We start from the raw sequence: 23,505 nt of genomic DNA on the forward strand, positions 1-23,505 counted from the left end.
CTTAGTTTTGCCAACATGCGCCAATGAGAAGTCGGAAAAATCTAACTGCTCGCAAGAGACCATCATATCATTTAGCTCATGGGGATGAGCTCTTTGATGGCTTGGAGCATTCCTAACAATTATTAAAATGAAGAGCAAGAGAGTGAATAGGGAAACCAAAATTGATGTCGTATTTGCTATAGTCTATGGTAATATGACGATGAAGGAAGCGACAGAAAAATATGATGTCGCAAAGAAAAGCACAATAATTTCGTGGATTAGAACCCTTTTGCCAGAAGCAAAATTAATGCTGGAAGCAACTGAAAGCAAGGTGACAGGAGGAGCAGATTTTGAGAATATCGGCGTGAAGATGTATGAACGGATTGCGCGTCTTGAACAAGAAAAAAATATATTGGAGCGTGAAAGAGCTGCATTACGTGCAAAGTTGCTACACCTTGAGGCAAAATCGATAGAATAAAGCAGCAAGATCTGCATAGTAAAAACAAATGTATAACGTAAAAAAATGATGTTATGAAAATGAAACAAAGAATAAAGTTAGGAATCTACGGGATTATGCTAGGTACAATCATAATTACAAGCTGCACCAAAAAGCCTGCTGACATAACGGGGGAAAAAGAAGTTGAAGAATTGCCAATCTTGGATAAAAGTATTGAAGCAAGTGTGCCACATATCTATATTAATATCGAAGGCAGTGCCGAAGTGGTTGATAAAGATACTTATCTCAATGCGGAGGTTCATATTGTTGGTAATGGCAGATTCGCCAATATGGATAAAGTAAAGACAAAGATTAAAGGAAGAGGAAACTCTACCTGGAGCAAACCTAAAAAACCGTATCGGTTAAAATTGGATAAAAAGGCGATTGTACTTGGCCTCCCTGCAGCTAAAGATTGGGTTTTATTGGCAAATTATAATGATTATACCTTAATGTGCAACGCTGTAGCAATGAAAATGGGCAAACAATTAGGCATGCCTTATACAAACGATATTATCGCTGTCGATTTAACGGTCAATGGCGAGTATCGAGGAAACTATAATTTGACACAACAGGTGGAAGTGAAAGAAAACAGGGTAGATTTAGGAGATGGGGGCGTTTTGTGGGAAATAGACAATTACTTTGATGAAGCTTATAAATTTAGGAGTGCAAAAGCCAACCTTCCTGTAATGTTGAAAGACCCGGACCCAGAATCTCCGGAGCAATTTAGTACTTGGAAAGCTGAATTTCAGTCATTTGAAGATAAGCTGTATGAAAAGAGTTTTCCAAATAATAATTATGGAGAGATTTTTGATAAACAGCAATTTGTTAATTTTTTAATTGTTAATATGCTTGCCTGGAATAATGAGGTCAATCAGCCTAAAAGCGTTTACATGCATAAAAAGGTTAATGGGAAATATACGATGGGACCAATTTGGGACTTCGACTTCGGTTTTGGTTTCAGCGAAGACCATGGAAGGACCTATTTCAATTATCTAGAAATGAACTTGATCAGGGACGATGACGAACGTATAGGATCCAAATTCTATCAGCATCTTCTCCAAGATCCGGACCTAAGAAGATTACTAACGCAGACCTGGAAGGATTATCGCAGTCAAAAGTTTGAAGAGTTAATGCAATTCATCGAGATTTATGCCGCTCAGATTAGGGATTCTCAAAAGAAAGATTTCAATATTTGGAAAACAGGTGATAACAATTTAGCGCTCAATAAGGCGAAGCTAAAAACATTTTTGCGTCAAAGAGTGAAAGTGATCGATAATTATGTAATGACCTTATAGGGGATCAGTTTAAGACCCTAGTAAGATGTTTGAAATTTCAACAGTAATTTCAAGTATCTTACTTTTTATTTTCAATGAAACTTTGATGGGTATTAATTTGCAGATTAAAAGTCTTAGAAGTGGTGAATTTTTGTGTAGGACATCTGCAATAAAGTCGGTACGAAAGATAGCCTGTGCATAAAAGAAATTATTTAATGATATCAGGTTCTGAACTTTTAGATGAACCAGAGAAATGCGATACATATTTTAAATGTTTTGAGATCATGACGATTTCGAGGTTTTTAAATGTTGGACCAGGTAAGTATAGGCAAATTGCCAAGGTCGTTCAATTGAAAAGTAATTCTGAAGTAGAGATTTTGAGGGATATGGAAATTCTTTTTCTTAATCGTGTACTGTTCGTGGATCCTACTGTACGTATCCTTTTTGATAATCGGAAAAGCAATGAATTTAGCTTTGAATTTGACCAAAGTGAAATGGAATATCTCAAGTATATGGGATATATGATTCGTTGCTATCAGAAAAATGAAGATAACGTATTGGGAGAAAAATTTATTTCGAGCATGTTGGGGCATGTTGTGCTACACTATAACCTTGTGTTTAATAAAAAAAGTAGAAAAGAGCAGATCGTCAAAAACTATAACCAGGAAAGGGCGAATAAGTTTTTCGAGGCTATTGTACGTTATCACCATAGCAACAAGAAGATGGCATTCTATGCAAATGAGATTTTGGTAAGCAAGCGGACTTTGTCGAAAATGACAAAGGAAGTTTTCGGAAAAAGTCCCAAGCAGATATTGGATAGTTACATTATTGAAAGAGCAAAAGAATATCTTACAAGACCCGAATTAACTTTAAAAGAAATTAGCGCTAATTTGGGCTTTTCGGAAACCAATAATTTCTTGACCTTTTTCAAAAAGGTCACAAAACAGACGCCAACAGAATTCAGGGAAGTATACTTAGGATCTTATCTCTATTGATCGGTTTTTCGATAAAATTGATTACGTTAGGATAGGTGAACGCTCTTTCCTGTGTCTGTGGGGAAGATTCCGATGTTAAGATAATAATACTAATATTGGTCTTAAGATGAAATTGGTCGATAAAATCCAATACTTGCCAGCCATTCATAGTAGGCATGTTGATATCTAAGAAAATAAGAATTTTCCCATCAATCGGGCACAATTCCTCTAGTTTTTCAATCAGTTCTGATCCGCTATACAATGATATGAGGCTGGAAAATAATCCAATTTCCCGCAGATGGAATTCCAATATAAAGTGATTTAATTTGTTGTCATCGACGATCAGCATTTTTAACATCATAGGTAGGACATTATTTTTATAATAGCTAAGATACCGACTGTCTATATTTTTGTTACATTTAATTTGGGTATTATTGCTATCAATTTGAGCAGTTTTTATCCGCTTTCCACGAGCAGGTGTCCTCTTTTAGACAAGTAGCCCGTTAGATGATCGAAGAAAAGGATGACCGATTTAGAAAATAACAAATGTGGTCGAAGTTAGCTGCTGTAAGCGCGAGTGAAGTGGGACGAATTTATCGTCCCAACAACAAATTAATCATTTTGCGCCTACCACAAGCGCTTATCAAAACTAACAGAAAATATTTCCTCTGATACTATCAAAATGAGAAATTTGTGTATGATATTGGGATTATTTATCTCCGTTGACTCTCATAGGATGTACTGTAGGCTATCTTTAGGATGGATGACCGAGTTTCGGAACTTTATCGAAAAATTATAAGTAGCAGAAGAATGACAATGTAAACATGTAAGTTTGTAGATCACCAATATTAAATTTAAGGTTATGCTATATTTAGGAATTTTGGTCTTTTTTGGACTTATTACATTATTTGCTTCATTTTATACGGTAAAGCAAGAGTCTGCGGCCGTGATAGAAAGGCTGGGAAAATTTTTAAAAGTAAGTCATGCCGGTTTGCATTTAAAAATTCCATTTTTGGATCAGATCGCTAAGCGGCTGAATCTTCGGATAAAGCAATTGGATGTCATAATTGATACCAAAACACTGGATAATGTTTTCATTAAGATGAAAGTTTCTGTTCAGTATCAGGTAATCAGAGATAATGTAAAAGACGCGTATTATCGTCTGGAGAATCCCGAAAATCAGATTACATCGTATGTTTTTGATGTTGTACGTGCTGAAGTTCCAAAAACAAAATTAGATGATGTTTTCGTAAGAAAAGACGATATCGCCATTGCTGTAAAAAGTGAATTGCAGGATGCGATGCAAAGCTACGGTTACGATATTATCAAAGCATTGGTGACAGATATTGATCCTGATGAACAGGTGAAACATGCTATGAACAGAATCAACGCTGCTGAACGCGAAAAAACTGCCGCAGAATATGAGTCTGAGGCACAAAGAATACGAATTGTTGCGGTTGCAAAAGCTGAAGCAGAATCTAAAAAATTACAGGGGCAGGGGATTGCAGACCAGCGAAGAGAGATTGCAAAGGGATTGGAAGAATCGGTGAAAATGCTGAATGCTGCCAATATCAATGCACAGGAAGCTTCTGCGTTAATCGTGGTGACGCAACATTATGATACGCTGAATGCCATTGGAGCCAATAGCAGAAGCAATTTGGTCTTGCTTCCAAATTCGCCAACAGCAGCAAGCACTATGCTGAATGATTTGGTAGTTTCAATGGCTGCAGCACAAAAAATTGATGGGCATAGTGCGCAATTGCCTGAAATTCCTAAAGATGGCAGTCGGCAGGAATAGAAATCCGAAGAGGCTCTTCCAACTATGTATTATCTAAATGTTGATGTAACTGAATTCCTCAACAGTATGATATGGGATAAGATTACCAAGGGTACTACCAAATTGGGCAGTAAAGCATATGGAAATTGTAGCATAGCAATATTTGGCTGATCATAGGCGATCAATTGTATGGGAATTGGGGATGATAGTATTCCCAGAATAACAACGATTAGAACTGAGCAAATACCGAATATGTTCCATAATCTGAAAATCTTGAAATAGAAAATTTTACGAAAGAAAATGCCAATTATCAAAAATACTAAGGCTGTAACTCTGAAAATTATATCATAATTGTAGCCAATAAAGGTCATTTCTCGCGCCAGCATTTTTTCTTTGAATAAAGAATAGAGAATAAATTCTATGGGAATACGCAAGATATGGATCGCCAAAAGCAAATGCATATTTATTTTTATGTTAGTCAATAACTCCGTACACCAGGCTATTATTATAACTGTACCGAATAGCAATAAGGCAAAAGAAGGAGGGAACTGTATAAAGAGCCCTGTAAGTGCGGCGAATGATATGAAGAGCGACCAAAAAATATAAACTCGTGTCGAAGGTTTGTGCCTTACAGCGAACCAAAATAGGACAAGAGAACTTATTGTAATAGCTAGAAAAAGATTTTGCATGATTAAAGAAACATTAATCTTGTAAAACTAAAGCATAAAATACCTCAAACACTTATCTTAAGGCAAGTATTTAAGTGACAGGAATTCTGCGCTATATTCTTTTGACCAAAATGAAAATTTCATAAAAACAGATCATCCAAGGCCATTGGATCCTATTTAAGCACTTCAGATTTTCGGTCTGCACGTTGTCGAATCTGATTGATATAGCTTTTCGCTAATTCATCTACGGTATTCAAAAAAAGCAGAAGCGGGAAGTTGACGTCCAGTTTATACTGCACCCTTAATCGGTATCCAGTAGGGCTTTGAACGTTTTTATCTCATAACGATTTGCTCCATAATTTTAGTTATTCAGTGAACAAGCCCATTGCAAATAGTAACGGATCAGCTACGAATTCTAAGTGACCATTTACAGATATTTAATCATCATTTTAATAATTCAATGTGTCTTTATTTTTACCGTCATATACAAGGGTATGCCATCAAATCATACCATGGTTTAACAAGTAAATTTAAAAACAATGAAAAGATTAATGATGAGTTTGGTAGCAGTAGTCATGCTATCATCTGTTGCTTCGGCCAAGACCGCGATAACAATGGTCAACGGAAATAAATCTGTGAAAACAACTTCCCAGCGCCTTGCGAACAATACCGTTCGGGTAACCGAGGAAACTACGGAAACGAATGCCGTATTCGTACGGTGTAATTTTAAAGTAAGTATATTCAGCTGTGATGGCGTTTTGTTAGGTAGCGCAGTCTTCACGGATTATGCATCGTCGGCTAGTGGTTGTGCTGGTTTCTTTGCTGCAATGCATGACTGGGTTGCAAACAACTAACTTTTTTTTTATCACAAAAAACAAAAGCGGGGCTTGCGCCTCGTCTTTCTAAACTAAATTATCATGCGTAAATATTATATATTCTTTTTATTTCTGTTCCTTTCCAGATTATCTTCTGCACAGCGGCTTCATGCCGTATATGAATACATTCCATCGGCAATGGCTACTTTTAAAGAAGCTGTCTATTATGATGGAACAGTGAAGATTGCTGTTCGAGATTCCATGCCAATTCGTAAGCAAGAGCTCAATAAAGATGCCGATGCCGACGATGAAGTAGCATCTTCATTTTCGATAACAATCGGTTCTGGCAAGAGGTATAACAGGGTCGTGATCCATCAAAATAAGGCTGACCAACAGTTAGAAACCCGCTCCATTCAAGGTGTTAACTATTTGGTGACGGACAAATTCCCGGCACTGGTCTGGAATACGGATTACACCGATGTGGATACATTGGGCAAACATGTATGCCATAAGGCAACGGCCTCTTATCGAGGGACTACGTTGGTAGCTTATTATACGAATGATATTCCCGTACCTGTGGGACCATCAAAATTTGGCGGCTTGCCGGGCCTTATCGTGATGCTCTATAACGAAAGTGCTAATCCGAACTATTGGTACTTGAAGGAGGTAAATTATCCCTATACTGGCGATATTCCCGTAAATGATAAATATATTCAGTCTTTGCCCAAATTGAGCCTGGAAGAGTTTATTAAAAAAGACGACCAATTCAATGAAGAGCAAATGCGCATTATGTACAGCAAAATGCCAATGATGGAAGGCGTAAGCGTTGAGAAACAAAAAGTTAGGGGTAGTGTAGAGCAAGTATATGAATGGGAACATCAATAAGCGGATAGCGGCCTTACTCAGCTTTTGTTTGTTGTGTATGGCCGTATATGGACAAGTTGCTATCCATGGAAGCGTCAGTACTGAAGGAAAACCTTTAGGAGGGGTACGTATTGATTTACGGCGTGATTGCGATAACAAAATGCTGGCTTATACGTTTAGCGACGGCCAGGGGAAATATCATGTGCAAACGGCCCAAAGTGGATCATTTACGTTGCTATTCAAGGCGCTGAGCTTTAAGCCTGTTCCCCTTTCCATCACACCAACGCAGGCCGATACGCTAATTGATGTGCAGTTATCAGCGGGGGGAGTGGAACAATTGCAGGAAGTGATTGTCCACTCCAAAGGGCCTTATCGTCGGGGCAGAGATACCATTGAGCTTGCTGTGAAATCCTTTTTACAGGGCGACGAGCGTACGGTAGAAGATCTACTTCGAAAGATCCCAGGTATTCAGGTGGGTACCGATGGCAGTATCAAAATAGGTAATAAAGAAGTGGAAAAAGTGATGGTGGAAGGGGATGATTTTTTCGAAAAGGGCTACCGCTTGCTGACGCAAAGCATGTCTGTTCGTCCCTTGGAAAAAATTCAGATATTGCAGCGGTATTCCAATAATAAGCAGCTGAAAGGTATTGAAAATTCGGACAAGATTGCACTAAATCTGCAACTTAAGGAGGAAAGCAGGGCACAGTGGCTTGGCTCTGTTGATGCACTGGTGGTTCCCATAGGCCCAAAATATTATCAGGCGAGTGCTAACCTGATGAATTTTGGGAAGAAAAACAAATATTATCTATTGGGTGCTGCTAACAATAACGGAGTGGATGCCGTAAGCAGCATCAACCACCTCATTCAATCTGGTTCTCCAGATGAACCAGGTCAGATTGGTGTGGGGGTAACAACACCCACTTTAATAGATAATACGCCAAATCTGCCTGGTTTTGATTATAAAAGAACCAATTTCAATAACGACAAGTTGTTGTCATTGAATACCATTTTAAATCCGACCCCACAGTTAAAAATCAAATGGCTGGGTTTTGCAAATCCTACTAAAAAATCATTTTACCGAAATACCGTGCAGAACTATCATTTGGAGGATATCCAATTTACCAACACCGAAGATTATCAGTTTATCAGAAACATCGATAACTACTTCACGAAACTGGAGCTGCAGTTGGAGCCCAATAAGCGTACATTGTTGAGCTATTCAGGTACACTAGGTTCTTTGAGGAAAAATGATTTGGGCGCATTATTGTTCAATGGTGTACAAAGTGAGGAACTGACCAAAAGCAAGGGGTATTTGACCAACCACAATCTGAGTTATAGCTACAAATTTTCGGAGCGGGATGTACTGGTCAGTTCTCTACGTTGGATAAACCAGCAATCGCCAGTAGATTACAGTATCGATCAATATTATTATAAAGACTTGTTTGGGGGGGAAGATATCCGTGCGGTAAAACAACATATTGAAAATAATCTACAGTATTTGGGTGCCACTACGCATTATGTAAGCCGGAAAAAAAATGGTGACTTCTTTGAGTTGGCATTCAATATGGCCTACCAGCAGCAACAGCTTAATACAGAATTAGATTTGCTGTCAAATCCAGATGAGTTAGGGGGGAAAGCAGTCTCTCCCTCGGGATTTTCTAATGTGATGGACTTAAATGTGTTCCAGACAAACTTTATTTCCAAGTACACTTTTAAACGAGATAAATTGGAATTAACACCTCGCTTGCATGTAGGTCTCGTACAGAACAGGTTGACAGATTTTGGGGAAGCCAAACCTAAAAATAACCTCTTGCTTTCGCCTGGATTATCGGGGAAATGGGCTATCCACCCAAAAGGGCGCCTGGAAACCGACCTCTATTTTCAGCAACAGAATACCTCACTTATCGAGCTCGTTCCCCATTATTACACGACAGGGGTTCGAAACTTTATTCGAGGAATGGATAAGCTAGCGACGCTAAGCAGTTCTGGTGGTACGCTGATGTATACCTATGGCAGTATGACAGATCGTTTTTTTGCGAACCTCTCGGTCGGACATCAGATTTTGTTTGATTATGTGGGTACGGAAAGCAGTTTAGACCCCAATTTTAGCCTTGTGCAACAGGTATTGCTCAAAAACAAAAAGAGCAGCAATTATAAGGCAGATCTTAATTACTACCTGAAGGCTGTAGGAGGAAATTTTCGTTTGGACTTAGGCGCAAATACAGCAGATTACGAAACATTGGTGGTGGGGGTGGGCAATCGTCGCATCCATACAGAGACATACGATTATGGACTATCGTTTAGAAGTGCATGGAAATCCAGGTTGAATATTTACACAGGTTACGCCCTGCAGTCGATTACTTATCGCTCAGATAGCAAAACTACACTACATAATAGCCGCGGGTTTCTGAATGTATTTTTGAATATGGGAAAAAACATACAGTGTAATCTAAAGAATGAATCCTATCGCTTTGGCAGTTTCCTTGGTCAGGATTCCAAGACCTATTATTTCTCGGATTTCTCCTTAGCTTATGAATTGCGGCAGCATAGGACAAGATTTACCATGACAGCAAAAAATATTTTCAATACTCGCTTTTTCAGAAATGCTGAATTGACAGACCTTTATAATACCAGCACCGAATATAAGCTTTTGCCTGGTTATATCAGTTTTGGGGTAGATTATAGCTTTTAAGTTTTTATTTTGAAACTAGGACGGTACTATCCCCAAAGCTGAAAGATCCCATCAGGATAGCCCAGGCAAGTGGTACGTTCGAGGGGCGTATGCCAATCGCGGATATAAAAACAACGCAACGATTTATAAATTGTCCCTATTTATCGAAAAAAGCGGTCGTATATTTAATATTATTATCTGGCAATACAGAAACTTTAAAACTGAGGTTTCCGGCTTTGCCGACTCATAGTTCATGAAAAGAAAAAGATGAAAAAATACAGCATTGCTATTGGATTGTCAACCGTATTGTGTCTAATTGCTTTCTTTGTTAGAGATCAATTTTTGACGTTTTTTACTACGGAAATTATAGGTGAAAGCCCTTTGTTTAAGGACAGTTGGCGTTTACCTGGCCAGGTTTTGCCAACACTGATTTTTATTTTCTCTCTTTGGATTCTCCCTTTTTTGTATCTGTCAGTCAAAAATTATTGTAAATTATCTTCAGTAAGAAATCAACTGTTAGCTATACTATTGATCTGTACGTCGGGATCTATATTTTGTGGTATGCGCGTGATTTATTTAAAATTTAAAGTTGCTCAGATACATGACCTGTTAAGAAGAGCCGAGTTCGCTTCGGATAGTGATATACCCAGCATTCGTTTTCAGGATATGCATCTGGAGTCTTATCTCTTGGTAGGTTTAATTGCTGGCTGGTTATTGTGTATGATTATTTTTAGAAAATCTACAAATCCTAAACTTTAGCTTTTAAACCCGCCCTGAATGTTTAACGAACGGGGCATCTCATACTACGAACTGCATGAAAGTGTAGAACATCCTGCGGTGTCGTCATAGCTTGAAGGGCGCTTGACGGAAAATTCCGGAAATAATTCCTGGTATGGATTTTCTAATGCTTGCGTTAGTTTCATTAAGAGTGCTGTTTTTCCTGCACTAACTTCTTCAATACATTGGTAAAGCAGGTAGTTCCGCAAAATAAATTTGGGGTTTGTTTTTTTCATTAATTCCACGGACTCAGCTTTTGAAATAGCATTTGAATTCAGACGGGATTGATAGCGTTCCATGAAGTCTTTCAGTCTGCTGAGCTTTTCTTCATTTAAAGCGCTGTAAGCTACCTGGCTGAAATGTTTTTGTAAATCTGTGTCTGGTGTTATTTTCTCCAATTGATTGAAGAATAAGGTATGATCCAATGCGAGGTCCTGCATTAAGCCCTGCCAGTTGTTAAAAAACATCTCATCCTCTTCTTTTAGTTCATCAAATCCGAATTTTTTGCAGAGCATTTTGTCATGGGCTTCCCAAAAATACACGCCAAAATTATTTAGGGTGTTTTCAAGGAATTTTTCATCGTTGATGATGGGCTGGAGGGCATTTGCGAGTTTCCATAGATTCCATTGGGCAATCTGCGCCTGCTTTCCAAAAGCATATCTCCTTCCAGGAAGATCGGTGGTATTCGGGGTGAAATTTAAATTATATTCATCCAGCATTGAATAGGGACCATAATCGATCGTTAGGCCTAAGATGGACATATTGTCTGTATTCATTACCCCATGTACAAAACCTACTCTGTACCATTCTAACATTAAATCTGCCGTGCGGCTACAGATATTCTCAAAAAAATCTTTGTATTTCTGCTGATCGGATGAGACAATTTCAGGAAAGTAATTTTCAATTGTAAAATCAAGCAGATCCTGTAATAACGTATGTTCACCCTGAGCAAACATCAGTTCAAAATGTCCAAAGCGAAGGAAGCTTTCGGCGGTTCTGATCACTATGGCTCCTTTTTCGTATTGTGGATTGCCGTTATACATGATATCCCGAAGGACATCTTCTCCTGTAAAGGCCAGGCTTAAGGCCCTGGTAGTAGGTATGCCTAAGTGATACATGGCTTCACTCATTAGATATTCGCGTACAGAAGACCGTAATACGGCTCTTCCATCTGCACGCCTTGAATAGGGGGTTGCACCGGCTCCTTTCCATTGAATTTCGGTCTTTTTACCGGCAGTATTGGTAATTTCGCCAGCCAGAATAGCCCTGCCGTCGCCCAGTTGCCCTGCCCAATTACCAAATTGATGTCCGGCATAAGCCGTAGCGTAGGTCTGAATATTATCGGGTAGATGAGACCCTACCAGAAAGTTAAGATCCTTTTCTTCAAATTTACCTAGTCCTATTTCCTCAGCAAGAGCCTCGTTAAAAACAATTAGTTGAGGCTGTTCAAACCCAGCAGGTTCAATCGTAGCAAATAGCACTTTTGGGGTGCCTCGCTGTGTAGGGTTATTGGAAAAGTCTCCAGGGAATTTTTTGAAGAAAGGTTGTTTGATCTGTTCAATATTCATATAGCAAAGATATTAAAACTAAAAGATAAAGACCTCCTAAATTATGGAGAGATCCTGTATATAATCAAAGCTTATGCGGAAGGGCTATCTTTATGAAAAAATCAGTTGTTTTGGGATTAGGGCAATGCTGTACATAATTTTTTACACCCCAGATGGTGCTTTAATAACGAGGACATCAATAGCCACAACAATAGGCCGATAGCTAATTATTGCAGGAACTGAACAATTTCAGAAATAAGACGTAAATTCGCTGACTAAATAATTGTAAAAACCGCATTTGACATATCTAGGTGCGGTACTACTGGCCGTAGAAATAGACAACTCCAATGAAATTAAGAAAAATTATATTGCTTTTGGTGATAAGCCTTTTAGGGCATACACTCTTCGCCCAGGCAAAAAATGAGTTAAAAGTACTGCAGATCAATATTTGGCAGGAGGGGACTGTTGTGCCCAATGGGTTTTCTGCGATTGCAAACGAAATTATTGCGAAGCATGCAGATGTCGTTCTCTTTAGTGAAGTCCGTAATTACAAGGGAACAGATTTTATTCAGCGTATACTAACGGAACTCAAAACTAAGGGGGCTATATATTTTGGCCAGTCTAGTGATGCAAAATTGGATGTCGGTTTTATTTCCAAATATCCGATTGAATCACAACATGCGCTTTATGAAAAAGATAGTACCATGGGCGGTGTTTTAAAAAGTAAGATCAAGATTGGGAAGCGTTTTTTTGTATGCTATTCTTTACACTTGGACTACACAAATTATGCCTGCTATTTGCCACGTGGTTACGATGGTGTGACCTGGAAGAAGTTAGATCGTCCTATTTCAGGGGTGGGTACCATTATTGAGGCTAATCGTAAAAGCAAACGTGATGAGGCTATCCAGGATATCCTGAGCGACGTAGAAAAAGAGGATCAATCACAATCGTTTATTATTGCAGGTGATTTTAATGAGCCTTCACATTTGGATTGGACATTGGCAACAAAAGATCTTTTTGACCATCATGGAGCAGTGGTTCCCTGGGACTGTTCGGTTTTATTGGAAAAAGCCGGATTTATAGATAGTTTCCGTCAATTATATCCTAACCCGGTTACTCATCCTGGTTTTACCTATCCGGCTTTCAACAAAGATGTTCCTATGGAAAAATTAGCATGGGCACCCACAGCGGATGATCGAGATCGGATCGACTATGTTTATTACCGTAGCAAAAAACCGTTGAAACCATTAAAAGCTAACGTTGTCGGTCCGGAACAAACCGTAAAATATGGACGGAAGCAGGAAAAAGATAGTGAAGATAACTTCCTACTTCCCGAAGGTGTGTGGCCAACCGATCATAAAGCGATGTTGGTTGTATTTAAATTTTAATGCATTAATAGCCATCGGAAATATTGCGAAAAGACTGCAAGGAGCTACGAATGATAATTGATCTGCAGCGAATTATAGTTGCTTCAATTTTCAGTAGGTTTTACAGTTAAATTTGGGTTTAAAATAATAATTTATTGTAAACACATCAAGCTCATGAAAAAGATTAAAAGGGTGGTTTTAGCTGTTCTGGTCCTATGCGTAGTAGCCCTGGTTGTTGTGGTGTTAACCAACAGCAATGTAACGGCTAAAACAGAGTCGGCGATTTTTACCGAACTCACCGATGTGCCAAGAACCAAGGTAGCCATTATTTTTGGTGCTGGTATCAATGGTGATCAGCCAAGTAGGTATCTGAAAGATAGACTCGATGCCGGGATTTCGTTGTATAAAAACCACAAAGTGGATAAAATATTGTTGTCAGGAGACAACGGAAGAGACGAGTACGATGAGCTTAGCGTAATGAAGTTGTACTGTCAGAAAAATGGTATCGATACCACAAAAATTTACATTGATTATGCTGGGTTCGATAGCTACTCGACCATGTACCGGGCAAAATATATATTTAATGTTGATACCGCAATTTTGGTATCTCAAAAATATCATCTAAATAGATGTGTTTATCTGGGTGATAAATTGGGCATAAAATCATTCGGTTATAGTGCGGATCGAGGAGTTTATCCGGGATATAAATACTATGCATTTAGAGAAAAACTATCGGTTGCGAAAGCCGTTTTGGATATCATGAGAAATAGAAAACCAAAGTATTTAGGTAAGCAGGTTGATGTAAACGGAACATCGAATTATATGAAAGAATAAGTTATAAGATTTTGTAGGCCCGATTGTATTTGATAAACCAATTTCCGATAGCTTAAAAAGGGCTTACAATGACGGCTGTACTTACATAATGTAAATGATAGGCTTGTGTTGGAATATGGTGGTGTCGCGATAGGAAATCAATGCTTTTATAATTTAGAATAGGTAGAAAGTACACGCTGTATGAAATTGATCATTAAAATCTTACTATTTGTTATGCATCTCATTTGCTTTTGGGCAAGCTAAAATGAGACAATTAAACGATCTGATTAATAAGGATGAAGACGGCATAAAGTTAAGTCTTGGCTTGTATAGATGCTGCTTTATAACTGGGCACCGACAGGCTGCATGCCCCGAACGGTGATTGCCATTTGTTATAACGATACCAGTGACGATTTCTTTTGTCCTTTTTTCGAAAAAGTTGTTCCTGTGCGAAAATTATATAGTCCCGATGCAAGTAGCGAAGATTGGGTGCTGCAAACGATCTATCGCTGTAAAAAACCTAAGCAGGACTTTAACAAAATGAAAGATTTGTTTAAAAGTTGAATATTTGAATACGCATGCTGCTTACTTTATTTGACTGGGCTGCAAGAAGTATAAAATTGTATTAAGAAGGGGCTATCTAACCTTTAGATAACCCCTCGCACGTTAAGTTTTTCGTTGCTATTGCGCTAAATCGATTGAATTTGTCTAATCATTTGGTTGGTAAATCCCCATTCGTTGTCGTACCAAGCCATCACTTTTACCAGATCGCCATCGACAACTCGAGTCATTTCTAGATCTACTGTCGCTGCAAATGGACTTTTGATAATATCGGTAGATACCAGGGGCTCATCAATCACCGTAAGCACCTTTTTATAACGATCAGTTTTTGATTCTTCGATCAAGATTTGGTTGATCTCTTCGATTGTGGTGGGCCTTTCTGCAATAAACGTAATATCGGAAATGGATCCTACTGGAACAGGCACCCTCACAGCTATACCGTCAAACTTTCCGGCGTATTGCGGAAGTGCTTTTGTCGTCGCTATTGCAGCACCAGTGGCCGCGGGGGCAAGGTTAATGCCTGCAGCCCTTCCCATACGCGGTTCTTTTTTTGATGGAGCATCGACCAATGCCTGTGAAGCCGTATAACCGTGTGTGGTATTTAGTATTGCTTTTTTTATTCCCAGTCTTCTACCCAATATTTCGATTACTGGACTTATATTGTTGGTCGTACAGCTTGCGCACGAAAAAACAGAAACCCTGCCATCTTCAGTATTTACCCCATGGACCACTGTCGGCGTATCTTTAGTAGGGCCCGAGATGACGACAAATTTTGCTCCGGAGGTCAAATGTTTTTCGGCGTCCGCTTTGTTGGTGAAAATGCCCGTACTTTCTATAACGATATCCGCTTGAATATCTTTCCAAGGTAACTTTTCGATCTCCCTGATACTTGTATATTTAATCGGTTTTCCATCGACCACAACTGTATCTCCCTCGATGTGCACATCTCTTTCATATTTCCCATAATTACTATCGTATTTAAGCAGATATGCAGCGTTTTCAATACTCATCAGATCATTGATTCCAACGACCTCAAGATCGACAGCTTCTGTTATTATTTTTAAGGCAGCACGTCCGATGCGGCCAAATCCATTAATTGCTATCTTTTTCATCCTATTTCTTTTAAATTTGTTTATACGATTTCTTTTGTTTTTTTGTATAAACTAAGTTCCTTTATTTTTCGAAAAAAAAGATTGACGTGGATCAAGAATTTGCTTTAGCTACCGTTACCCCGTTAGTTTTCAAGGATTAGACGTCAATTTCAGTTGGCCTGAAATTTATCGACATAGAACTATGACACAGCTCTGACAATAATGCGCAGACCAAAACCAATACAGCGGGACGGTAAAAATTTATTCCTCACTTCGTTTTAAATTCCGTAGGCCTCATGTTGGTAAGCAGATAAAAGTTATTGCTGAAAGCCGCTATATTTGAATAACCAATTTCGTAGGCAATCTCAGTCATATTCAAATCTGTATCGTTGATTAATTCCATTGCCTTAATAATCCGTAGCATTTTTAAATACTGAACAAATGTAATGTGCAGTTTATGCTGGAATAATCGGGTGAGACTACGAACACTCATTCCCGATTGCTGCGCAATCATTGCTAAGCTTAGATTTTCATTTAACCTATTTCTAAAACTGTCGATTATGGTATTGAGCCTTTGATCGTCTGTTGTTGGAAGTTGAATGGAGAATTTTTTGAGACTTTCTTTTGATAGTAGGCCTTTTAGCGTAATTAAAAATTCAAATTCCCACGAACCTTTGTAATAATCACCTTGCCACTTCTCACTAAATGAAAGCATCTCTGCCAGCAGCCTACTCACGGGATAAATGCCCAACTCCTCATAAAAATTACCAGCACTTTCCTCCGGAAAATAAATATTGATAATAAACAGGTCCTGGGTGTTGAACATCAAGTTGTGCCGATAGTTTTTTGGTATCCAGATATAATGATTTGAGGGAATATAGAAATCCTTTTCGTCAGTCTGCAGGTAAGCAATCCCGCCATAGACCAATAACAACTGAGCCTTCTTATGCTGGTGGGCAGGCAAACGTTGTTCCGTCTGCTGTCGCATCACCAGGATAGAATCAGGATTTTGATCAACAATATGTATGATTTGGCTCAGAATTTCCATATGGCCAAATTTAACAAATATTAGGCTAATTATATAAAATGATATTTCGCCATGCTGGATACTTTTGCTATGTAATAATAGTGAAGTCATTATGAAACATAGAATCATAACACCGCGCAAAGATTTTCAACTTGAAACACAAGCCCAAAAGTCTGCTGATAAATTACATCATTCAGATGAAGGAATTGACAGGGCAAATATTTTCTGGTTTGCTTATGGGTATAACTATGCTTTTATGCCAATGGTAGATTTAACTTTTGCTTTTGATGAATTGAAAAAGATTGTAAAACCATGGCTAGTAAAAAGAAAGAAATATATAAACAAAACCGATGAAACAATATAAAATGGTCCCGATTTTGGGTATCATGCTAGCGCTGTTTACACATTTTCTTTATGCCCAGCATACAGAAAATGTGCCGATGTTAAGCTTAGAAGAAATTTGGAAAATAGCCGAAACAAACAACCGTCAACTGAAACTATCCGATCTAAAACTTCAGCAAAGTAATTTAGAAATATTGGAAGCGAAAGACCATTTGTTGCCTGAGCTTTTTGTTGGTGGGGATGTAAAACTCAATTCCAAATTCCTTATCTATGACAATGGATTGTTTTCTTCTCCGCAGGATGTGCCTGTAAAAGGTTATGGTTACAGCGTGGGTTACAACCTGAACGTCAATCTTTACAATGGTGGTAAGGACAAAAGAAACATCGCCATGAAAAAGGAAGAAGCGATACGTACACAATATGAAGTCGATCTGCAAAAACACAGTGTAAAATACAATGTTGCAGCGGCTTACTTTGATCTGTATAAGTTTCTGCATTTCCAGGATTTTCTTGCTGCAGAAATTGAAGCCGAAAAAAAACAATTGGCACTCGTGGAAAGCTTGCATAAAAATGGCACCGTGCTAAAGAGCGATGTACTAAGAACTTCCGTAAAATTGGCGCAGCTGGAACTCAACCTTTCTGATGTTGCAAAGAAGATTGAAATCGCTAAACAGCGGCTCAATATTCTGATGGGGAATGAAAATGATGCTGAGCTTGCAATAAAATACCAAGATACAATCGAGTTAGAGGCTATCACTCAAGGTGGTTATAAGGATTATGTAGACATCGCTTTAAACAAATCTCCCGAGTACAACATCGTGCATAGCGATATTAAATTGAGCGAAATGAACATCAAGCAGGTAAAAGCGACGTTGTTACCCAAAATCTCCTTGTATTCAACTTACAATTACACCTATCCGCAGATTTCATTTTATCCATATTCTAATGATCTATGGGGATTTGGTCAGACCGGGATCAAAGTCCAGTTTCCTATTGATAATCTCTACAAAAGTAAGCATTCTATCGCTCATGCTCAAGTGATCAGTAATGAGGCAAGAGAAAAAGCAAATATTAAAAAAGAGGAGATCTACCTTGAGGTAAAAGAGGCTTATTTACAGCAAAAACAGGCCTTGGAAAGCATGGAAACAGCGGAGCAAAATATCATTAAAACCGCCGAAACTGCTCGTGTTATCAGAAGTAGCTACTTAAACCAGGAATCCCTTCTGACCGATCTTCTGGAAGCCGAAAATGCTTTGTTAGAAGCTAAATTTAATCTGACAACAGCACAAACAAACGTCAAACTTACGCATATCAGGCTATTGGCAATTATCGGAATTCTTTAATACAAATATCATGAACAAAAATAAAACAGATAAAATTGTTGTTAACCTAACCAAATGGCTCGGTATCACATTATTCGTGGGAATTATTATTTGGGCAGCTGTTTATTTCTTCGAAGGATATCGCTATGAACAGACCAACGACGCTCAGATTGATGCCTATCTTTCCCCGATAAACGCAAAAGTAGGGGGCTATATCCGTAAAATATATTATAAAGACAACCAGCAGGTAAAAAAAGGCGATACCCTTGTAGTGATCGAACAGGACGAGTACGGGTTAAAGAGAGATGCTGCGTCAGCAGAACTCATGAGCGCGCAAGCCAAATTACCGATCTTGGCAGCAAGTGAGGAAACTCAGGTTAAAAGCATTGCCGTCATTAAGGCCCAATTGGAAGGTGCTAAAGCACGATTGAACCAGCAGCAAAAAGAATTTGACCGCTATAAAAATCTACTGGCGGACGAATCGACAACACAACAAAAATTCGACAACATCAGTGCTACTTTATCCATCACCCAATCAGATTATGACCAGACCAAAGCTTCTTTACACGTCGCTGAATCCAAATTAAATGATTTCAGGGTACAGCACAATGCAATAGAAGCAGAAATAAAGATCAAAGAAGCACTTCTCAAAAGGCAAGAGTTGGATATTAGATATGCCGTTATCACAGCACCTTTTGATGGACAAATTGGGAAAAAGACCATTCAGGCGGGACAACTGATACAGCCCGGACAGACATTGGCATTCTTAGTGAACAGAGCCGAGGAAAAGTGGGTAATGGCAAATTTTAAGGAAACACAGATTGGGAAATTCAAAATCGGTCAAGCGGTATCTATTGAAGTCGATGCTTTTCCGAATGAAAAATTCAAAGGTACTATCGAGTCCCTTTCGCCAACCACAGGATCCCGGTATTCGCTGCTTCCGCCGGATAATGCTACCGGTAATTTTGTTAAAATCATCCAACGTATTCCAGTTCGGATTAAATTGATCGATACGCCCGAAAGATTAACCAAGCTTTCTGCCGGAATGAATGCGAATGTTTATGTTTTAAAAAACTAACGATGCAAGTACACAAAATACCGATTTTTAAATCCTGGGTATCAGAATGGATGGCAAGGTCTGTCATATTTGCTATTCTCATGACCAGCCTGTTTAGTTTTGCCTTTTACGGAATTCCAGGTGCTGCAATGGGATTTTACGGAATAGAAGCCACAGATGTACAATATGGTATGGTCGTTATCTATGGTTCAACCGTAGCTTTCCTGGCGCTGGATTTTAGAATTGTAAAGTATTTCGCACCACGGGAATATCTACTGCTGGCACTTGCGGTAAATGTGCTATGTGCTGTGGTCTGTTTTTATTTCAGAGATTGGATATTATTTGTTTTCTGTCAGTTTTTGCAGGGCATTACCTGTGCATTAATGTCGGGAATTGTGTTACAGCTTATTTTTCCAAGGTTACAGTCTGTACGTGCCCGTGTGATTGCTTATAGTCTCCTTTATGGCAGTATACAAATAGCGGTACCATTTTACTCCATCTATATCAGTGTCATCCTTCATTTCTTTGACTTCAACTGGATATTCTACGGATTTGTTATTGTAGTCATTATGCTGACAAGTGTTGTTTTACTTACCATGAACAGTAGGGCCCGGTTTACCAGAAAAATACCACTCTATCAGGTGGACTGGATCGGCTATTTACTTTATGTGTCTTTTATCATGATCGTAGGATATATCCTTGTGTACGGACGACAATTGGGATGGTTTGATAGTTCATTAATCAGCACACTTTGTTTAGTTAATTTAATTATTCTTTCTCTTTTTATTAGCAGAGAATTAAAACTTAAAAGACCATTAATCAATTTACAGATCTTTAGGGCAAAGAATTTCACTATAGGACTTTTGCTTCTTTTTACCTTTTATATTTTTAAAGGAAGTACTGGGCTAGCCTATGGTTATCTTGAAGCGATTTTAGGAAACCATCCACTGAGTACCATTTCCGTATGGATTGCGGTAATTGCTGGAACTACACTGAGTATGTTTATTACTTCTCGATTTGTCTTGATGGGGTATAACCTGATCAGGATGATTATTATTGGTTTTGGCTTGATGGCATTATATTATGCCTATATGATACTATTTGTTTCTGTACAGGGCGAAACAACCGATTTCCTTCTGCCTATGTTTATGTATGGCGCGGCAACAGGGGTGTTGTTTGTTCCGATTGTTTCATTTACCGCCGCATCAGCGCCTTCGAAAATTGCCGTAAATGCCGCTCTGATTGGTATATTTTCAAGGTTCATAGGATTTACAGCTAGTCTGGCACTTAATAACGAGCTTCAATTATTTGCAAAATCATCTGTAAGGGAAAAAGTTCGGGAATCACTCACGGAGACGAACCCTCAGTTGCCTGTTACCTTGTTGGATATTCAGGCACAATACGCAAATGCAGGCAGCGATATATATACGTCTAAAATAGTATCCTCGGGCTACTTGAATCAGATGGTAGGTCAGCAGATATTGGCTCGTGCTATTAGGGATTATTATGATTTGATGTTAACAGGTTTAATTTTTGTCATTCTTATTTTAATACTCTTCCCTCAAATTCAACATGTTGTTTTGAGACTAAGAAAGGGCAATGTTCCTTATTAAGATATTGACATTTCAGAAATTATCATCGCGAAATATTCTCCAACAATGCGAAAAGAATCCGAGCGTTTAAATACGCATATTATGACACAGGTAGATGGAGAAATCCGAACAAAGAGAGCAACTTTTTTCAATAGTCAATTATTGTTACTTTTGTATGCTGGATTTGGTATGGCCCCGAGTTTTTTTAAGAACAGCAATAGAAGACACAATATGATGATATGACAGATGCACTAAAAAAATATCTATTCTCGATAGGGGTACTGTCAGCTGAAGAAAAGAATTTTTCTGTTCAGTTCTTCAAACCACACTATTTGAAAAAGGGTGATTTTTTTATTCGTGCGGACGAACCCTGTCGTCATATTGGATTCATATCCAGTGGTGCGGTAAAAGCATATGCCATCGACAAGGAGGGGAAAGAAAATATAACCTGTTTCAAATTTGAAAATGAGTTTGTAACCTCATTCCCAGAGTTTGTTGCTCAGGAAAAATCCAGAAGGAGTATCAGGGCTGTAGAAGATAGTATAATTCATCGGATAAACTATGCTGACTATCAATATCTGCTTGGTCGAGTGACTTCTTGGAACAAGGTCATACAAGTTGTGATGGAACAGGAGTATATCCAAAAGGAACAATACATACTGAATTACAATAATAAATCAGCGCTCGATAAATACGTCCATGTCCTTTCGAATGAACCAAAGCTCGTTCGGCGCATAGCGACACAAGACCTTGCCTCATATCTGGGCATCACGCAGCGATCTCTTACAAGAGCGAAGGGACAAATACATAGCGCCAAAGTATTATAGGACAAATGTCCTTATTTATTTCTATAGAGTGCCATAGTTTTGCAAAAAAAAGCTATGTTACATCAAATTGCCAAAGAAGTTTTTCATGTACCATTGATGCCACGAAATAGTATCAACTGCTATATAGTAGAGGGTGTGTTGGTTGATTGTGGGATACGCAGTTCATATAATACGGTGAAGGGAGCCCTTCAGAAAATACCCGTCTATCAACATGTGCTTACACATGCCCATGCAGACCATCAGGGCTGTAGTGATCAACTATGTGATGAATTTGGAATACCTTTACTTTGCCATGAAAATGAAGTTTTTAGGACTGAAACAGGTATGGTCACCAACGACTATCCAAATCCCAAACATTGGTTAGCAAAACTTCAACAAAAATACTGGGCGGGGCAGGGCCACAAAGTCGATGGTACACTCGTTGAAAATGATAGCATTGGAAACTTTCGGGTCATAGAAACTCCGGGCCATTCAGCCGGTCATATTTCTTTATTCCGTGAGCGGGATGGTTTATTGATAATCGGGGATGCTGCAACAAATATGAATCTGCTCACTACAGTGCCTGGCCTAGGGCTCCCTCCAAAAATATTCACGTCGGATCAACAGCAAAACATCAGATCGCTCCAAAAGTTAGCAGGATTAAATCCTTCTATGATATGCTTTGGTCATGGCCCAGTCATGCGAAATACGGACCGAAAGTTTGAGCAATTTGTGGCCAAATGTGTATCGTGGTTTAATTCGTAAACTTCCAGTACAGACTCGTCAAATAGGGAATTACAAATAAATAGACAGTATAAAACTCTTTTTTGAAATCCAGTTTTTGAGATGATTATCTAAAAATTAACATCCTGAAAATGGATATCTTTGTAGATTCAATATCGATTGGCCTTGAAGCCATATCAAGATATCGTATCCACTGTCGTAACTGTCCCCAAAGAAAGACTGGAAACATTTTATTGCCTTAGAAGTTTTAAGTAACTTAATATTATTCCGCTGTGCTCGGCTTCGTGAAAGTTAGCGGCTTGAAGTGCTTGAATGTGATTATTGATGGAGAAACCAATTGGTAAACTGAACGATTGATATTCAACAAATATACCTGATACTAAATCTTTACTAAGTTGGTTTACTGTATAAAGCAATAGATGTTTTATTTCATCAAGGTCTGGTGTATTCTTCCACGTATGTGGTGCCGTTCCAATTTTGAATGCTTCCATAAATTCCTGCGATATATGCATTGGTAGTCCACTACGCATGTACATATGCCGCTGCTGAGAAGTGATACAGTGGCCAATTTGCCAAACGATATTATTGTTAAAGGTCTCTGGAATTTTAAATAATATGGTATTATCAACTGTTTCCATTACTTGTAATAACCTGATTCTGCTAGCCTTTAGAATTTCAAATTCAAATAATTCAGTTGTCATCGTATTAGTTAAGATTCTAGATCAGTTTAATAAAGTCTAATATAATGAAGCTTTTTTTAAAAATACGATAAAATTAGTAGTAATATATAAAGTCTATATACCATAAACACTCGTCCCTTTTTTTTTAAAATTCCATCAATAAAGAAGAAAGAGAAAGAATAGCCAATATTTTCAATGAATTAACTGTAGCATTATATAATCTAAATACGTTCTTTGGAATAAGTATAACCTAATCAATTA

Annotated in this window: 21 protein-coding genes; 16 read left to right on the forward strand and 5 right to left on the reverse strand. The window is 38.4% G+C overall.

Features of this window, described 5'->3' with window-relative positions; translation table 11 throughout:
* The first annotated feature begins 127 nt into the window (after positions 1-127).
* The 3 genes from AAW12_RS22810 to AAW12_RS22820 all read left to right on the forward strand — a co-directional run bounded on the left by AAW12_RS22810 (position 128) and on the right by AAW12_RS22820 (position 2,744).
* A complete protein-coding gene (locus tag AAW12_RS22810; RefSeq protein ID WP_046675956.1) occupies positions 128-457 on the forward strand; it encodes a hypothetical protein in 330 nt (109 codons plus the stop codon).
* Positions 458-516: 59 nt separating this feature from the next.
* Complete coding sequence (locus AAW12_RS22815) at positions 517-1,770, forward strand: CotH kinase family protein (protein WP_197084145.1); 1,254 nt, start codon at positions 517-519, stop codon at positions 1,768-1,770.
* 263 nt (positions 1,771-2,033) lie between these two features.
* Positions 2,034-2,744, forward strand: coding sequence for a helix-turn-helix domain-containing protein (locus AAW12_RS22820; protein ID WP_197084146.1), 711 nt, complete (start codon positions 2,034-2,036; stop codon positions 2,742-2,744).
* On the opposite strand, the gene AAW12_RS22825 is transcribed toward AAW12_RS22820, so the two are convergent.
* Positions 2,710-3,084: a response regulator gene (locus AAW12_RS22825; RefSeq protein ID WP_084823296.1), complete on the reverse strand. Its 375-nt coding sequence runs from the start codon at positions 3,082-3,084 to the stop codon at positions 2,710-2,712. The genes AAW12_RS22820 and AAW12_RS22825 overlap by 35 nt on opposite strands.
* Before the next feature lie 501 nt (positions 3,085-3,585).
* Between AAW12_RS22825 and AAW12_RS22830 the strand changes: the two genes are divergently transcribed.
* The 5 genes from AAW12_RS22830 (at position 3,586) to AAW12_RS22855 (ending at position 10,277) form a co-directional block, all read left to right on the forward strand.
* Complete coding sequence (locus AAW12_RS22830; RefSeq protein WP_046675960.1) at positions 3,586-4,521, forward strand: SPFH domain-containing protein; 936 nt, start codon at positions 3,586-3,588, stop codon at positions 4,519-4,521.
* 1,186 nt (positions 4,522-5,707) lie between these two features.
* A complete protein-coding gene (locus tag AAW12_RS22840; RefSeq protein WP_156167737.1) occupies positions 5,708-6,022 on the forward strand; it encodes a hypothetical protein in 315 nt (104 codons plus the stop codon).
* Positions 6,023-6,085: 63 nt separating this feature from the next.
* A complete protein-coding gene (locus AAW12_RS25835; protein ID WP_053003943.1) occupies positions 6,086-6,868 on the forward strand; it encodes a GLPGLI family protein in 783 nt (260 codons plus the stop codon).
* Positions 6,849-9,539: a hypothetical protein gene (locus tag AAW12_RS22850; protein ID WP_156167738.1), complete on the forward strand. Its 2,691-nt coding sequence runs from the start codon at positions 6,849-6,851 to the stop codon at positions 9,537-9,539. The genes AAW12_RS25835 and AAW12_RS22850 overlap by 20 nt, the downstream gene beginning before the upstream one ends.
* A gap of 246 nt (positions 9,540-9,785) precedes the next feature.
* A complete protein-coding gene (locus tag AAW12_RS22855; protein ID WP_046675963.1) occupies positions 9,786-10,277 on the forward strand; it encodes a hypothetical protein in 492 nt (163 codons plus the stop codon).
* A 44-nt stretch (positions 10,278-10,321) separates the two neighbouring features.
* Here AAW12_RS22855 and AAW12_RS22860 read toward each other — a convergent pair whose 3' ends face one another.
* Positions 10,322-11,863, reverse strand: a complete 1,542-nt coding sequence (locus AAW12_RS22860; RefSeq protein ID WP_046675964.1) for a protein adenylyltransferase SelO — start codon at positions 11,861-11,863, stop codon at positions 10,322-10,324.
* Between the two features lie 326 nt (positions 11,864-12,189).
* Between AAW12_RS22860 and AAW12_RS22865 the strand changes: the two genes are divergently transcribed.
* Both AAW12_RS22865 and AAW12_RS22870 read left to right on the forward strand, forming a co-directional pair.
* A complete protein-coding gene (locus AAW12_RS22865) occupies positions 12,190-13,230 on the forward strand; it encodes an endonuclease/exonuclease/phosphatase family protein (RefSeq protein WP_046675965.1) in 1,041 nt (346 codons plus the stop codon).
* Positions 13,231-13,383: 153 nt separating this feature from the next.
* Positions 13,384-14,043, forward strand: a complete 660-nt coding sequence (locus tag AAW12_RS22870; protein ID WP_046675966.1) for a vancomycin high temperature exclusion protein — start codon at positions 13,384-13,386, stop codon at positions 14,041-14,043.
* 668 nt (positions 14,044-14,711) lie between these two features.
* Here AAW12_RS22870 and AAW12_RS22880 read toward each other — a convergent pair.
* Positions 14,712-15,695 carry a type I glyceraldehyde-3-phosphate dehydrogenase gene (locus AAW12_RS22880; protein ID WP_046675968.1) on the reverse strand — a complete coding sequence of 328 codons (984 nt, stop codon included), beginning with the start codon at positions 15,693-15,695 and terminating at the stop codon, positions 14,712-14,714.
* A 247-nt stretch (positions 15,696-15,942) separates the two neighbouring features.
* A complete protein-coding gene (locus AAW12_RS22885) occupies positions 15,943-16,722 on the reverse strand; it encodes a helix-turn-helix domain-containing protein (RefSeq protein ID WP_046676394.1) in 780 nt (259 codons plus the stop codon).
* Positions 16,723-16,813: 91 nt separating this feature from the next.
* Here AAW12_RS22885 and AAW12_RS22890 point away from each other — a divergent pair, with 91 nt between their 5' ends.
* The 6 genes from AAW12_RS22890 (at position 16,814) to AAW12_RS22915 (ending at position 22,585) form a co-directional block, all read left to right on the forward strand.
* Entirely contained in the window at positions 16,814-17,065 is a 252-nt protein-coding gene (locus AAW12_RS22890; protein ID WP_046675969.1) for a hypothetical protein, read from the forward strand.
* Positions 17,052-18,386 (forward strand): TolC family protein, encoded by a 1,335-nt coding sequence (locus AAW12_RS22895; protein WP_046675970.1) that lies wholly within the window; start codon positions 17,052-17,054, stop codon positions 18,384-18,386. Before AAW12_RS22890 ends, AAW12_RS22895 begins: the two co-directional genes overlap by 14 nt.
* A 10-nt stretch (positions 18,387-18,396) precedes the next feature.
* Positions 18,397-19,443, forward strand: a complete 1,047-nt coding sequence (locus tag AAW12_RS22900; protein ID WP_046675971.1) for an HlyD family secretion protein — start codon at positions 18,397-18,399, stop codon at positions 19,441-19,443.
* A gap of 2 nt (positions 19,444-19,445) precedes the next feature.
* Entirely contained in the window at positions 19,446-21,035 is a 1,590-nt protein-coding gene (locus tag AAW12_RS22905; RefSeq protein WP_046675972.1) for an MFS transporter, read from the forward strand.
* Positions 21,036-21,253: 218 nt separating this feature from the next.
* Positions 21,254-21,841, forward strand: a complete 588-nt coding sequence (locus AAW12_RS22910) for a Crp/Fnr family transcriptional regulator (protein ID WP_046675973.1) — start codon at positions 21,254-21,256, stop codon at positions 21,839-21,841.
* A gap of 54 nt (positions 21,842-21,895) precedes the next feature.
* Positions 21,896-22,585 carry an MBL fold metallo-hydrolase gene (locus AAW12_RS22915; RefSeq protein ID WP_046675974.1) on the forward strand — a complete coding sequence of 230 codons (690 nt, stop codon included), beginning with the start codon at positions 21,896-21,898 and terminating at the stop codon, positions 22,583-22,585.
* A gap of 209 nt (positions 22,586-22,794) precedes the next feature.
* On the opposite strand, the gene AAW12_RS22920 is transcribed toward AAW12_RS22915, so the two are convergent.
* Positions 22,795-23,265 carry a DinB family protein gene (locus tag AAW12_RS22920; RefSeq protein ID WP_046675975.1) on the reverse strand — a complete coding sequence of 157 codons (471 nt, stop codon included), beginning with the start codon at positions 23,263-23,265 and terminating at the stop codon, positions 22,795-22,797.
* Between the last annotated feature and the right edge of the window lie 240 nt (positions 23,266-23,505).

Origin of the sequence: Sphingobacterium sp. Ag1 (assembly GCF_000988325.1) — a bacterium.
In the GTDB taxonomy this organism is placed as follows: Bacteria; Bacteroidota; Bacteroidia; order Sphingobacteriales; family Sphingobacteriaceae; genus Sphingobacterium.

What these genes read in the sequence shown, in the direction of transcription:
- AAW12_RS22910 (WP_046675973.1), top strand. Translation starts at nt 21,254, where the DNA reads ATGACAGATGCACTAAAAAAATATCTATTCTCGATAGGGGTACTGTCA.
- AAW12_RS22905 (WP_046675972.1), top strand. Translation starts at nt 19,446, where the DNA reads ATGCAAGTACACAAAATACCGATTTTTAAATCCTGGGTATCAGAATGG.
- AAW12_RS22900 (WP_046675971.1), top strand. Translation starts at nt 18,397, where the DNA reads ATGAACAAAAATAAAACAGATAAAATTGTTGTTAACCTAACCAAATGG.
- AAW12_RS22850 (WP_156167738.1), top strand. Translation starts at nt 6,849, where the DNA reads ATGAATGGGAACATCAATAAGCGGATAGCGGCCTTACTCAGCTTTTGT.
- AAW12_RS22870 (WP_046675966.1), top strand. Translation starts at nt 13,384, where the DNA reads ATGAAAAAGATTAAAAGGGTGGTTTTAGCTGTTCTGGTCCTATGCGTA.
- AAW12_RS22880 (WP_046675968.1), bottom strand. Translation starts at nt 15,695, where the DNA reads ATGAAAAAGATAGCAATTAATGGATTTGGCCGCATCGGACGTGCTGCC.
- AAW12_RS22820 (WP_197084146.1), top strand. Translation starts at nt 2,034, where the DNA reads ATGACGATTTCGAGGTTTTTAAATGTTGGACCAGGTAAGTATAGGCAA.
- AAW12_RS22860 (WP_046675964.1), bottom strand. Translation starts at nt 11,863, where the DNA reads ATGAATATTGAACAGATCAAACAACCTTTCTTCAAAAAATTCCCTGGA.
- AAW12_RS22855 (WP_046675963.1), top strand. Translation starts at nt 9,786, where the DNA reads ATGAAAAAATACAGCATTGCTATTGGATTGTCAACCGTATTGTGTCTA.
- AAW12_RS22825 (WP_084823296.1), bottom strand. Translation starts at nt 3,084, where the DNA reads ATGATGTTAAAAATGCTGATCGTCGATGACAACAAATTAAATCACTTT.
- AAW12_RS22840 (WP_156167737.1), top strand. Translation starts at nt 5,708, where the DNA reads ATGAAAAGATTAATGATGAGTTTGGTAGCAGTAGTCATGCTATCATCT.
- AAW12_RS22830 (WP_046675960.1), top strand. Translation starts at nt 3,586, where the DNA reads ATGCTATATTTAGGAATTTTGGTCTTTTTTGGACTTATTACATTATTT.
- AAW12_RS22895 (WP_046675970.1), top strand. Translation starts at nt 17,052, where the DNA reads ATGAAACAATATAAAATGGTCCCGATTTTGGGTATCATGCTAGCGCTG.
- AAW12_RS22885 (WP_046676394.1), bottom strand. Translation starts at nt 16,722, where the DNA reads ATGGAAATTCTGAGCCAAATCATACATATTGTTGATCAAAATCCTGAT.
- AAW12_RS25835 (WP_053003943.1), top strand. Translation starts at nt 6,086, where the DNA reads ATGCGTAAATATTATATATTCTTTTTATTTCTGTTCCTTTCCAGATTA.
- AAW12_RS22865 (WP_046675965.1), top strand. Translation starts at nt 12,190, where the DNA reads ATGAAATTAAGAAAAATTATATTGCTTTTGGTGATAAGCCTTTTAGGG.
- AAW12_RS22920 (WP_046675975.1), bottom strand. Translation starts at nt 23,265, where the DNA reads ATGACAACTGAATTATTTGAATTTGAAATTCTAAAGGCTAGCAGAATC.
- AAW12_RS22890 (WP_046675969.1), top strand. Translation starts at nt 16,814, where the DNA reads ATGAAACATAGAATCATAACACCGCGCAAAGATTTTCAACTTGAAACA.
- AAW12_RS22810 (WP_046675956.1), top strand. Translation starts at nt 128, where the DNA reads ATGAAGAGCAAGAGAGTGAATAGGGAAACCAAAATTGATGTCGTATTT.
- AAW12_RS22915 (WP_046675974.1), top strand. Translation starts at nt 21,896, where the DNA reads ATGTTACATCAAATTGCCAAAGAAGTTTTTCATGTACCATTGATGCCA.
- AAW12_RS22815 (WP_197084145.1), top strand. Translation starts at nt 517, where the DNA reads ATGAAACAAAGAATAAAGTTAGGAATCTACGGGATTATGCTAGGTACA.